Genomic DNA, 11,792 nt, shown 5'->3' on the forward strand with positions numbered 1-11,792 from the left:
ATGGCAGGACTAAAACTACAGGCAGTGAGCAAAAGTTGGGACAACAAAACTCAGGTCATTGAGCCGCTGACGCTGGATGTCGCAGACGGTGAATTTATTGTGATGGTGGGGCCGTCGGGCTGCGGTAAATCGACGCTGCTGCGCATGGTTGCCGGGCTTGAGCGCGTCACCAGCGGCGATATCTGGATTGACCGCCAGCGCGTCACCGAAATGGAACCGAAAGAGCGTGGCATCGCGATGGTGTTCCAGAACTACGCGCTTTATCCGCATATGAGTGTGGAAGAAAACATGGCGTGGGGGCTGAAAATCCGCGGCATGGGCAAAGCGCATATTCAGCAGAAAGTGGTGGAAGCGGCGCGTATTCTTGAACTCGATGGCTTGTTGAAACGCCGCCCACGCGAACTTTCCGGCGGCCAACGCCAGCGCGTGGCGATGGGGCGCGCTATTGTGCGTGATCCGGCGGTTTTCCTCTTCGATGAACCGTTATCCAACCTGGATGCCAAACTGCGCGTACAAATGCGCCTCGAATTACAACAGCTGCACCGCCGCCTGAAAACTACCAGTTTGTACGTGACGCACGACCAGGTCGAAGCGATGACGCTGGCGCAGCGCGTGATGGTGATGAACAAAGGCGTCGCCGAACAAATCGGCACGCCTGTTGAAGTCTACGAACGCCCGGCAAGCCGCTTTGTGGCGAGTTTTATCGGCTCGCCCGCCATGAACCTGCTGGAAGGTAAAATCAGTGCTGACGGCACGCGTTTTGAACTGGCAAGCGGCATGGCGTTGCCATTAGGCAATGCGCCGAATGGGCTTCAGGGGCTTGCGGTGACGCTGGGTATCCGCCCGGAACATATTGCGCTAAGCTCACAATCCGCAGGCGGCGTGCCCTTTTTGGTGGATACGCTGGAGATGCTCGGTGCAGATAATTTAGTGCACGGGCGCTGGGGCGAGCAAAAAATGGTGGTGCGCCTGACGCATCAGGAACGCCCACAACCCGGTAGTACGCTGTGGCTACATCTGCCTGAAAATCATCTACATTTCTTTGCTAAAGATAATGGACAACGTTTATGAGCAACTGGCCATACCCGAAAGTCGCGGCCCATCGTGGCGGTGGCAAACTGGCACCGGAAAATACGCTGGCAGCGATTGATGTCGGTGCGCGTTACGGGCACACCATGATTGAGTTCGACGCCAAGCTTTCACAGGATGGGCACATTTTCCTGCTGCATGACGACACTCTGGAACGCACCAGTAACGGCTGGGGCATCGCGGGCGATTTACCCTGGGATAAACTGCTGAATGTCGATGCCGGAAGTTGGTATAGCGGTGAGTTTAAAGGCGAACCATTGCCGCTGCTTTCTCAAGTTGCCGCGCGGTGTAAGCAACATGGCATGATGGCGAATATTGAAATCAAACCGACCACCGGTACTGATGCGCTAACCGGAAAAACGATCGCGCTGGCAGCACTTGAATTATGGCAAGGGCAAACCGCGCCATTGCTGTCTTCGTTTTCTATCGAAGCGCTGGAAGCCGCACAATTTGCCGTGCCTGAATTACCGCGTGGGTTGTTACTCGACGAATGGCGCGATGACTGGTGTGAACTGACCGCCCGCCTGGGTTGTGTTGCCATTCACTTGAATCATAAATTGCTCGATGAAGCGCGTGTGCAGGAGCTGAAAGCGGCGGGATTACATATTCTGGTTTATACGGTGAATAATCCCCAACGAGCAGCTACGCTGCTGCGCTGGGGTGTGGATATCATCTGTACCGACTGTATCGACCAAATTGGTGCAGATTTTACGTACTAAATGCCAGGTCCATGTCGGATGATGCAAGCTTATCCGACCTACGGTAAGGGGGGATAAGCGTGAGCGTCATCCACCATTTTCCTTACGTCGGGGCTTAATGAGTCCCAGGATTCAACATGCTGCCATTGGTCGTCGGTTGCAGCATATGCTGTTGCCCGCTGCTGGTCGCGCTACTGTTTAACATGCCACCATTGGTATTTGGCAACACTTGTTGTGTCCCGACATCCAGCTCATTCGCAGGCGTTGTTGTCGATTTAAAGACGCCCTGCGAATTGTTATTTATCTGCGATTCCAGATGCTGTTGCTGCACGCGGGTTTGCGTTTGTAACTGCTGATTTAACATCCCTTTTTGTTGTATCTGCTGGGTTTGCATTTGTTGCTGCATCCGTTGCTGACTCGGGATCTGATAACCCTGTTGATTGGGATTATTCAGGGTATTAATCGGCTGTGCCAAACAGGTCAATGGCAGCAAAGCTGCCAGCATAAGTATTTTTTTCATCGTCACTTCCTCCATTTGGGGGATCTACTAAGTTTAATCGTTTTCTGACACTACGATGATTATTTAGGATTTTTAGCCAGGCGGGTTTCCAATTTTGGGCCAGGCTTATCGTGGGATTCCCCAAACATGGAGAACATAACGATGAAGCAGTGGAAAAATATTCGTCTGGAAATTCTGCGTTGGATGACCATTCCTGCGCTAATGATAGGACTGTGCCTTTCTGTTAGTGCCGCACCGCCTCCGGTTGCGGCTCCTGTATCTTACGGCGTCGAAGCCGATGTCTTCCATCCAGTACGTGCTGAAAATGGCATGGTTGCCTCGCAGGATTCGCTGGCCACACAAGTCGGTGTCGAGATTCTCAAGCAGGGCGGGAATGCGGTCGATGCCGCTGTTGCAGTCGGTTTTGCGCTGGCGGTAACCCACCCGCAGGCGGGGAACATCGGCGGCGGTGGCTTTATGATGCTGCGCACCAAAGATGGTAAAACCACCGCCATTGATTTCCGTGAAATGGCACCAGAAAAAGCATCGCGCGACATGTTCCTCGATGCGCAAGGCAATGCAGACAGCAAAAAATCCCTTACCTCACATCTTGCATCAGGCACGCCTGGCACCGTGGCGGGCTTCGCTCTGGCGCTGGAAAAATACGGCACACTGCCGCTGAACAAAGTTATCCAGCCTGCAATCAAACTGGCACAGGACGGTTTCACGGTGAACGATGCACTGGCTGAAGACCTGAAAGTTTATGGTGCAGAAGTTCTCCCGAATCATCCAAACAGCAAAGCTATTTTCTGGAAGGCTGACGGCGAACCGCTGCAAAAGGGCGACAAACTGGTGCAAACCAACCTCGCCAAAAGCCTGGAAATGATTGCCGAAAATGGCCCGGATGCGTTCTACAAAGGCGCAATTGCTGACCAGATTGCCGAAGAAATGGCAAAGAATGGCGGGTTGATTAGCAAGGTTGATCTGGCGAATTACAAAGCCGTAGAACGTGCGCCGATTAGCGGTGATTACCGTGGCTACCAGATTTTCTCCATGCCACCACCGTCTTCAGGCGGCATCCACATTGTGGAAATCCTCAATATTCTGGAAAACTTCGATCTCGCCAAATACGGTTTTGGCAGCGCTGATGCGATGCAATTAACGGCTGAAGCGGAAAAATATGCCTATGCCGATCGTTCGGAATATCTCGGTGACCCTGACTTTGTCAAAGTGCCGTGGCAGGCGCTGACCAACAAAGCCTACGCCAAATCGCTGGCTGAGCAGATAGACATTAACAAAGCACGTCCATCGAGCGAAATTAAACCCGGCAAACTCGCGCCATATGAAAGCAACCAGACCACGCATTTCTCGGTGGTGGATAAAGACGGCAACGCTGTAGCGGTGACTTATACGCTCAATACCGTGTTCGGTACGGGCATTGTGGCAGGTAACACCGGCATCCTGATGAACAACCAAATGGATGATTTCTCTGCAAAACCTGGTGTGCCAAATGTCTACGGGCTGGTGGGTGGCGATGCCAACGCCGTTGGGCCGCATAAACGCCCGCTGTCGTCGATGTCGCCGACAATCGTGGTGAAAGATGGCAAAACCTGGCTGGTAACCGGCAGCCCTGGCGGTAGCCGTATCATCACCACTGTGCTGCAAATGGTGATGAACACCATCGATTACGGGATGAACGTTGCCGAAGCCACCAACGCGCCGCGCTTCCATCACCAGTGGTTGCCTGATGAGCTACGAGTCGAAAAAGGCTTTAGCCCGGATACAGTCAAATTGCTGAAAGATAAAGGGCAGAACGTGAAGGTGAAAGAAGCGATGGGCAGTACGCAGAGCATTATGGTAGGGCCAGATGGTGCGTTATACGGTGCTTCTGACCCGCGTTCGGTGGATGATTTGACTGCCGGATATTAAGTTTGCCCCTCACCCCGGCCCTCTCCCAAAGGAGAAGGAGAAAGCCGTCGAGTCCCCTCTCCTGAGGGAGAGGGTTAGGGTGAGGGCGATTTATTCAGGCTTAAACCGCGCCATAAAATACGCATCCACATACTGACCATCGCGCAGCGCGTAATTCTTACCGGTGCCTTCAATCTCGAAACCGAACTTACGGTAAACCGCCACGCCGGGTTCGTTATCAACAAACACTGTCAGTTCAATGCGCTCGATGCGCAGCCAGTTATCACACAGGTCGGTCATGGCTGCCATTAATGCACTTGCGATACCGCGATTGCGATGTTGCCCGCAAACGCTAAGACCAAATGTTGCCACATGGCTACGACGCGGGTTTTGTTCGACAGACAGCGCCAGATGCCCTGCTACAACATCGTCGACACAAGCCACCAGCTGTTTGCGTCCTGCGGGTGGATGCTTCATTCGTTCTTCCCACATTTCAAGAGAAGGATGAGGGAGTTGTAGCGTGTTGTGATAAACCTCTGACTGGGCATTAATCTGACGTAAAGCATCAAGATCTCTTAATTCAGCGTGGCGTATCACGATCTCACTCATTCCTTTTCTCCTCAAATAGTTAAGTAACCTCTTAAACATCAGTGACTTTTTAGTTTTCGTCAACTGCTAAGTTTTTCTAAAAATTAGTAGACAAGTGCGAATGATAATGATTATTATTGCCATGCGTTCAGGGGAGACCCCTACGGAGATAACCTGAAAGCACGACATTGCTCACATTGCTTCCAGTATTACTTTAGCCAGCCTTGAGCTGGCTTTTTTTTATTCTTTTTTCAGCCTGGCTTACTTACCATTTTGTCCCCGAGCTGTGCTCGAAATCCTCACGTACTTTAAGTACGCTCCGGTTTCTGCGCGCAGGTCGTGAACAAACTGGCTGCGCCGCCGACGGCTGAACCATGAACAGTTCCAACTAATTTGGGCAAAGCAGTCACTTTGTCTTTTCGTAGGGCGGATAAGCGCAGCGTCATCCGCCAAAAAACACGGTGCCAAAAAACCAAAGAATGAAGTAGGGTAATTGCAATTTAAAGTCAAAAAGGACGAAGCAATGACCCTACACTGCGCTTTTATAGGTTTTGGCAAAAGCACTACCCGCTACCACCTGCCTTACGTTCTGGTTCGCAAAGATAAACTTCACGTCGCGCATATTTTCCGTCGCCATGAAAAACCAGAAATTGAGCAGCAACCGCAATACAGCCACATCCATTTCACCAGCCAGCTTGATGACATTCTCAACGACCCGCAGGTCAAACTGGTGGTGGTATGTACTCATCAGGACAGCCATTTCGAATACGCAAAACGCGCGCTGGAAGCGGGCAAAAATGTGCTGGTGGAAAAGCCTTTCACCCCGACACTGGCTGAAGCTAAACAACTGTTTGAACTGGCTAAAGCGAAAGGACTGACCGTCACGCCTTATCAGAATCGCCGTTTTGATTCCTGTTTCCTGACGATGAAAAAAGCCATCGAAAGTGGCAAGTTGGGCAAAATTGTTGAAATAGAAAGCCACTTTGATATGTATCGCCCGGAAGCGGCAACCGCACCAGGCACCTTTGCAGATGGTGCTTTCTACGGCCTTGGCGTGCACACCATGGACCAGATCATCTCAATCTTTGGCCGCCCGGATCGCGTCGCTTACGATATTCGTAGCGTGCGCAATAAGGCTAATCCAGACGATACTTTTGAAGCACAGCTGTTTTACGGTGACCTGAAAGCTATCGTTAAAACCAGCCACCTGGTGAAAATCGACTATCCGAAATTCCAGGTTCACGGCACCAAAGGCTCGTACCTTAAATACGGCATCGACCAGCAAGAAACCAGCCTCAAGGCTTACATCATGCCCGGTGAGCCGGGCTTTGCAGCAGACAGCAGCGTCGGCGTGCTTGAATACGTCAACGACGCGGGTGAAACCGTGCGCGAAGAGATTAAACCGGAGCAGGGCGACTATGGCCGCGTGTACGACGCGCTGTATGAAACCATTGTTAACGGCAAACCTAATTACGTCAGAGAAATTGAAGCACTGACCAACCTCGAGATCCTTGAGCGCGGTTTCGAACAGCCTTCTCCTTCTGTCGTGACCCTCGCTTAGCTCCGCTCTGACGCCTCTGACTCGTTCACATTTTTTGAACAGAGGCGTCAATTTTCGCCCTCTATGATCATTTCCGATTCGGGTCCACACTTAGCCCATCAAACGAATTGCGGAGAAACAAAGATGATCTTTTTAAGAAAAGCTGAAGAACGTGGTCACGCCAATCATGGTTGGTTGGATAGCTGGCACACCTTCTCATTCGCTAACTATTACGATGCCAATTTCATGGGTTTCTCGGCATTACGTGTGATTAACGAAGACGTCGTGGAAGCCGGTGAAGGCTTTGGGACTCACCCACACAAAGACATGGAAATCCTGACCTATGTACTGGAAGGTGCGGTTGCGCATCGCGACAGCATGGGTAACGAAGAACAGGTTCCAGCGGGGGAATTCCAGATTATGAGTGCCGGTACCGGGATTACTCACTCGGAGTACAACCCAAGCAAAACCGAGCGCCTGCGTCTGTACCAAATCTGGATCATCCCGGATAAAACAGGCATCACGCCGCGTTACGATCAGCGTCGTTTTGATGCACCACAGGGCCGCCAACTGGTGCTGTCTCCAGATGCTCGTGACGGTTCCCTGAAGGTGAATCAAGATATGGAATTGTCGCGTTGGGCATTGGCTAAAGACGAACAATCTGTCTACCAGATTCCGGCAGATCGCCGCATTTGGCTGCAGGTTGTCAAAGGTGATGTGTCTATCAACGGGACTCAGGCAAAAACCAGTGATGCTATTGCTGTGTGGGATGAACAAGCGATTTCGATTCATGCCAATGAAGCAAGTGAAGTCCTGCTGTTTGATTTACCACCAGTCTAATAAATACTGATAGTTACCGGTCACAACCTTCCTCAAAACAGGGGGAAGGTTGTGCTTTGTCCGTGCTAAACTTCGTTGTCGATAGTCAACCAGTACAGCAGGATAATGAAAAAGAAAAGACCGGTATTACAGGACGTTGCAGACCGCGTAGGGGTGACCAAAATGACGGTCAGCCGATTTTTACGTAACCCTGACCAGGTTTCCGCGACGTTACAGGTAAAAATTGCTGCCGTACTTGATGAACTTGGCTACATTCCCAACCGCGCACCAGACATCCTTTCTAATTCCACAAGCCGCGCTATCGGCGTGTTACTACCCTCGCTGACCAACCAGGTTTTTGCGGAAGTGCTGCGTGGCATTGAAAACGTGGTTGATGCTTACGGCTACCAGACCATGCTCGCTCACTACGGCTACAAACCTGAGCTGGAAGAAGAGCGTCTGGAATCAATGCTTTCCTGGAATATCGACGGCTTGATCCTCACCGAACGCACCCATACCCCGCGCACCCTAAAAATGATTGAAGTGGCAGGTATTCCGGTAGTGGAACTGATGGACAGCATTTCACCGTGTCTCGACATCGCCGTGGGGTTTGATAACTTCGAAGCCGCACGCCAAATGACTGCCGCGATAATTGCCCGTGGTCACCGTCACGTTGCGTATCTTGGCGCACGCCTTGATGAACGTACCGTGATCAAGAAAAAAGGCTACGAGCAAGCGATGCTGGACGCCGGTCTGGTGCCGTACAGCGTGATGGTCGAACAATCCTCTTCTTACTCCACTGGTATCGAATTGTTCCGCCAGGCGCGTCGTGAATATCCGCAGCTCGACAGTATCTTCTGTACTAACGATGACTTAGCTATTGGCGCGGCATTTGAATGCCAACGCCAGGGGCTGAGCATTCCAAAAGATATGGCGATTGCCGGTTTCCACGGCCACGATATTGGTCAGGTTATGGAACCCCGTCTTGCCAGTGTGTTAACGCCGCGTGAACGTATGGGGCGCATTGGTGCTGAGCGTTTACTGGCGAGAATTCGCGGTGAAGCAGTGACGCCGCAAATGCTCGATTTGGGCTTTACACTTTCCCCTGGCGGTTCAATTTAGCGCCATAATTTTTGATATAGTTCACACTTATTCACTTTTTAAGTGAATGGTTATTGCTTATTGCGAACGCTCTACTGACAATGTTACCGATAACAGTTACCCGTAACAATTTCTAATTACAAATTGTTGCGCCAGTCGGAGCTACGCGATGAGCACTACCAACCACGACCACCATATCTACGTCCTGATGGGCGTTTCTGGCAGCGGTAAATCTGCTGTTGCAAGCGAAGTTGCACACCAACTCAAAGCGGCGTTCCTGGACGGCGACTTCCTGCATCCACGCTGCAATATCACGAAAATGGCTTCCGGTGAGCCGCTTAACGATGAAGATCGCAAGCCGTGGCTACAAGCATTAAACGATGCAGCTTTCGCTATGCAGCGCACCAACAAAGTCTCCTTGATCGTTTGCTCTGCGTTGAAAAAAGTCTATCGCGACCAATTACGTGAAGGTAACCCGAATCTCTCTTTCATCTACATGAAAGGTGATTTTGAAGTGATTGAAAACCGCCTGAAAGCACGCAAAGGCCACTTCTTCAAAACGCAGATGCTGGTGACTCAGTTTGAAACGCTGCAAGAGCCGAAGGCGGATGAGCCGGATGTTCTGGTGGTAAATATCGACCAGTCACTGGAAAACGTGGTGGCGAGCACCATTGAGGTCATTAATAAAGGCAGTGCGCAGTGAGTACATTAACGCTTGTTTTAACAGCAGTTGGCTCGGTTTTGCTGCTGCTGTTTTTAGTGATGAAGGCGCGAATGCACGCCTTCGTTGCTTTGATGGTGGTTTCAATTGGGGCAGGGATATTTTCCGGGATGCCGCTCGATAAAATCGCGGCAACCATGGAAAAAGGGATGGGCGGAACGCTTGGCTTTCTGGCTATCGTCGTCGCGCTCGGCGCGATGTTTGGCAAGATTCTTCATGAAACCGGCGCGGTAGACCAGATTGCGGTCAAAATGCTGAAGTCTTTTGGTCACAGTCGCGCGCACTATGCGATTGGCCTGGCTGGCCTGATTTGTGCGCTGCCGCTATTCTTCGAAGTCGCTATTGTATTGCTGATAAGCGTAGCCTTTTCCATGGCGCGCCACACCGGCACTAACCTTGTTAAACTGGTTATTCCTCTGTTTGCGGGCGTTGCAGCCGCTGCGGCATTTCTGCTGCCTGGGCCTGCGCCAATGCTGCTCGCCTCCCAAATGCACGCCGATTTTGGCTGGATGATTCTGCTGGGTCTGTGCGCGGCGATTCCAAGTATGATTATTGCCGGGCCGCTGTTTGGTAACTTCATCAGCAAATACGTCGAACTACATATTCCTGACGACATCACTGAACCGCACCTGGGCGAAGGCAAACTGCCATCGTTCGGTTTCAGTCTTTCGCTGATCCTGCTGCCGCTGGTGTTAGTTGGCATGAAAACTATCGCTGCGCGTTTCGTCGAGCAGGGTTCCAGCTTGTACCAGTGGCTGGAATTTATCGGCCATCCGTTCACGGCGATTCTGGTTGCTTGCCTGGTGGCGATTTACGGTCTGGCGTACCGCCAGGGTATGGCGAAAGAGAAGGTCATGGAAATCTGTGGTCACGCGCTGCAACCTGCGGGAATCATCCTGCTGGTTATCGGTGCGGGCGGCGTGTTCAAACAAGTGCTGGTGGATTCAGGTGTTGGCCCGGCATTGGGCGAAGCGTTGACTGGCCTGGGCTTGCCAATTGCATTGACCTGCTTCGTGCTGGCGGCAGCGGTGCGTATCATCCAGGGTTCGGCAACCGTAGCTTGTCTGACTGCAGTTGGCCTGGTGATGCCGGTTATCGAACAGCTCAACTACAGCGGCGCACAAATGGCAGCATTGTCGATTTGTATTGCTGGGGGTTCCATCGTCGTGAGCCACGTTAACGATGCCGGTTTCTGGCTTTTCGGTAAATTTACCGGCGCGACAGAAGGGCAAACCCTGAAAACCTGGACCATGATGGAAACCATTCTTGGTACCACTGGTGCAGTTGTCGGGATGATTGCGTTTACGCTGCTGTCTTAAGTATGTGATTTAACGCTCTGGTAAATCCAGAGCGTTATGTTTTGTGTCACGACATCAGCGGTAACAACTGCTGATAAATCTGGTTAAACACTTTTCTACGTACCTGATATTGCTCATGTCGGGCCATGTCTGGTTTGTGCTGTTGCTCAAGCGGTAACTGCGGAAGCAGCGCTTGCAGCGGTTTATCTGGCGACATGGCGATTTGCGCCAGCCGTGCTGCACCCAGCGCTGGGCCGACATCTCCACCGGTGCGATAATCCAGCCTTTGCCCACTGATATCTGCCAGCATTTGCCGCCAGTACGGGCTGCGCGCCCCACCGCCAATCAGTGTGACACTTTGCGGTGTGACTCCGCAGGAATGCACCACGTCCATACCATCCGCCAGCGCATAACCCACGCCTTCTAACACGGCGCGGGCCAGTTCGGCCGGCCCATGCTGATGGGTCAGGCCAAAGAAAACGCCTTTTGCCTGTGGATTATTGTGCGGCGTACGCTCGCCAGACAGATACGGTAAAAACCAGATCTCACCAGCGTCTTCATCGGCTTTTTCGGCGGCTTCCAGCAGTGCCGGAACGCTCTCGATACCGGTTAATTTTGCCGCCCAATCGAGACACGATGCGGCGCTGAGCATCACTGACATGAGGTGCCAGCGATGGGGTAGAGCATGGCAGAAGCTGTGGACGGCACTTTCCGGTTTACTGAGGAATCCTTCACTTACCGCAAAGTAAACGCCAGACGTTCCCAACGATAACATAGCCTGGCCCGCATCCATCATGCCGACACCGACTGCGCCCGCGGCGTTATCGCCACCGCCTGCAACCACCGGTACGGCAGGCATATTCCACGCACGTGCGACGTCTGCTTTCAATGTGCCAGTAATCTCGCTGCCTTCGAATAAATCTGGCATTTGCTGGCGACTCAACTGGCACGCGTCGAGCATTTTATCGCTCCAGTCGCGCTTCGTGACATCCAGCCACATGGTACCTGCGGCGTCAGACATATCGCTGGCAAACACGCCGCTCATACGCAGACGCAGGTAATCTTTCGGCAGCAGGACTTTATCTATTTTCGCGAAGACTTCAGGTTCATGGCGTTTCACCCACAGCAGTTTTGGTGCGGTAAAACCGGGCATCATCAGGTTGCCGGTAATTTGGCGGGAATCGGGTACGCTTGCTTCAAGCAAGGCGCACTCTTCTGCGCTGCGACCGTCATTCCATAAAATTGCCGGGCGCAACACGTTCTGCTGGTTATCGAGCAGTGTTGCACCGTGCATCTGCCCAGCAATCCCCAACGCTTTCACATCTTTAAGAGAGTGCTGCTCGCCGAGCGCTTTCATTGCGCGGTCTGTTGCTTGCCACCAGTGTTCAGGATCTTGCTCCGACCACAACGGATGCGGGCGCGACACCGTCAGTGTTTCAGTACGTGTCGCCAGCACTTCACCTTGCTCATCCAGCAAAATCGCTTTCACACCCGAGGTGCCGAGATCGATTCCGATGTACATATCGACTCC

General features: G+C 52.2%; 11 protein-coding genes. 8 read left to right on the forward strand and 3 right to left on the reverse strand.

The genetic code is table 11. The features are described 5' to 3' along the window. On the forward strand, positions 1-1,071 hold the full coding sequence (locus tag MNO13_RS00775; RefSeq protein ID WP_121814695.1) for a sn-glycerol-3-phosphate import ATP-binding protein UgpC: 1,071 nt from the start codon (positions 1-3) through the stop codon (positions 1,069-1,071). Next, the gene (gene ugpQ, locus MNO13_RS00780; RefSeq protein WP_241939426.1) at positions 1,068-1,808 is read left to right on the forward strand and encodes a glycerophosphodiester phosphodiesterase; all 741 of its coding nucleotides are present in this window, start codon (positions 1,068-1,070) and stop codon (positions 1,806-1,808) included. Before MNO13_RS00775 ends, ugpQ begins: the two co-directional genes overlap by 4 nt. A gap of 94 nt (positions 1,809-1,902) precedes the next feature. Here ugpQ and MNO13_RS00785 read toward each other — a convergent pair whose 3' ends face one another. Beyond that, complete coding sequence (locus MNO13_RS00785; RefSeq protein WP_064542365.1) at positions 1,903-2,307, reverse strand: DUF2756 family protein; 405 nt, start codon at positions 2,305-2,307, stop codon at positions 1,903-1,905. Positions 2,308-2,448: 141 nt separating this feature from the next. Here MNO13_RS00785 and ggt point away from each other — a divergent pair, with 141 nt between their 5' ends. After that, positions 2,449-4,215: a gamma-glutamyltransferase gene (gene ggt, locus MNO13_RS00790; protein WP_064542368.1), complete on the forward strand. Its 1,767-nt coding sequence runs from the start codon at positions 2,449-2,451 to the stop codon at positions 4,213-4,215. 90 nt (positions 4,216-4,305) lie between these two features. On the opposite strand, the gene yhhY is transcribed toward ggt, so the two are convergent. Further along, positions 4,306-4,803 carry an N-acetyltransferase gene (gene yhhY / locus MNO13_RS00795; protein ID WP_133522155.1) on the reverse strand — a complete coding sequence of 166 codons (498 nt, stop codon included), beginning with the start codon at positions 4,801-4,803 and terminating at the stop codon, positions 4,306-4,308. A gap of 502 nt (positions 4,804-5,305) precedes the next feature. Here yhhY and MNO13_RS00800 point away from each other — a divergent pair. The 5 genes from MNO13_RS00800 to gntU all read left to right on the forward strand — a co-directional run bounded on the left by MNO13_RS00800 (position 5,306) and on the right by gntU (position 10,282). Beyond that, entirely contained in the window at positions 5,306-6,343 is a 1,038-nt protein-coding gene (locus tag MNO13_RS00800; RefSeq protein ID WP_237931738.1) for an oxidoreductase, read from the forward strand. A gap of 123 nt (positions 6,344-6,466) precedes the next feature. Beyond that, positions 6,467-7,162 carry a pirin family protein gene (locus MNO13_RS00805; protein ID WP_064542376.1) on the forward strand — a complete coding sequence of 232 codons (696 nt, stop codon included), beginning with the start codon at positions 6,467-6,469 and terminating at the stop codon, positions 7,160-7,162. A gap of 105 nt (positions 7,163-7,267) precedes the next feature. Then, positions 7,268-8,263 carry a gluconate operon transcriptional repressor GntR gene (gene gntR / locus MNO13_RS00810; RefSeq protein WP_064542379.1) on the forward strand — a complete coding sequence of 332 codons (996 nt, stop codon included), beginning with the start codon at positions 7,268-7,270 and terminating at the stop codon, positions 8,261-8,263. A 148-nt stretch (positions 8,264-8,411) separates the two neighbouring features. Beyond that, positions 8,412-8,945 carry a gluconokinase gene (gntK, locus tag MNO13_RS00815; protein ID WP_064542383.1) on the forward strand — a complete coding sequence of 178 codons (534 nt, stop codon included), beginning with the start codon at positions 8,412-8,414 and terminating at the stop codon, positions 8,943-8,945. Next, positions 8,942-10,282, forward strand: coding sequence for a gluconate transporter (gene gntU / locus MNO13_RS00820; protein ID WP_121814698.1), 1,341 nt, complete (start codon positions 8,942-8,944; stop codon positions 10,280-10,282). Before gntK ends, gntU begins: the two co-directional genes overlap by 4 nt. A 46-nt stretch (positions 10,283-10,328) precedes the next feature. On the opposite strand, the gene xylB is transcribed toward gntU, so the two are convergent. Next, positions 10,329-11,783: a xylulokinase gene (gene xylB / locus MNO13_RS00825; protein WP_241939427.1), complete on the reverse strand. Its 1,455-nt coding sequence runs from the start codon at positions 11,781-11,783 to the stop codon at positions 10,329-10,331. Between the last annotated feature and the right edge of the window lie 9 nt (positions 11,784-11,792).

Source organism: Buttiauxella ferragutiae (assembly GCF_022637515.1).
GTDB classification, from domain to species: Bacteria; Pseudomonadota; Gammaproteobacteria; order Enterobacterales; family Enterobacteriaceae; genus Buttiauxella; species Buttiauxella ferragutiae.

Bases quoted from the DNA above. Each gene is read 5' to 3' on its own strand.
- ugpQ (WP_241939426.1), top strand. From the start codon at position 1,068: ATGAGCAACTGGCCATACCCGAAAGTCGCGGCCCATCGTGGCGGTGGC.
- MNO13_RS00800 (WP_237931738.1), top strand. From the start codon at position 5,306: ATGACCCTACACTGCGCTTTTATAGGTTTTGGCAAAAGCACTACCCGC.
- gntR (WP_064542379.1), top strand. From the start codon at position 7,268: ATGAAAAAGAAAAGACCGGTATTACAGGACGTTGCAGACCGCGTAGGG.
- gntK (WP_064542383.1), top strand. From the start codon at position 8,412: ATGAGCACTACCAACCACGACCACCATATCTACGTCCTGATGGGCGTT.
- MNO13_RS00775 (WP_121814695.1), top strand. From the start codon at position 1: ATGGCAGGACTAAAACTACAGGCAGTGAGCAAAAGTTGGGACAACAAA.
- ggt (WP_064542368.1), top strand. From the start codon at position 2,449: ATGAAGCAGTGGAAAAATATTCGTCTGGAAATTCTGCGTTGGATGACC.
- yhhY (WP_133522155.1), bottom strand. From the start codon at position 4,803: ATGAGTGAGATCGTGATACGCCACGCTGAATTAAGAGATCTTGATGCT.
- xylB (WP_241939427.1), bottom strand. From the start codon at position 11,783: ATGTACATCGGAATCGATCTCGGCACCTCGGGTGTGAAAGCGATTTTG.
- MNO13_RS00805 (WP_064542376.1), top strand. From the start codon at position 6,467: ATGATCTTTTTAAGAAAAGCTGAAGAACGTGGTCACGCCAATCATGGT.
- MNO13_RS00785 (WP_064542365.1), bottom strand. From the start codon at position 2,307: ATGAAAAAAATACTTATGCTGGCAGCTTTGCTGCCATTGACCTGTTTG.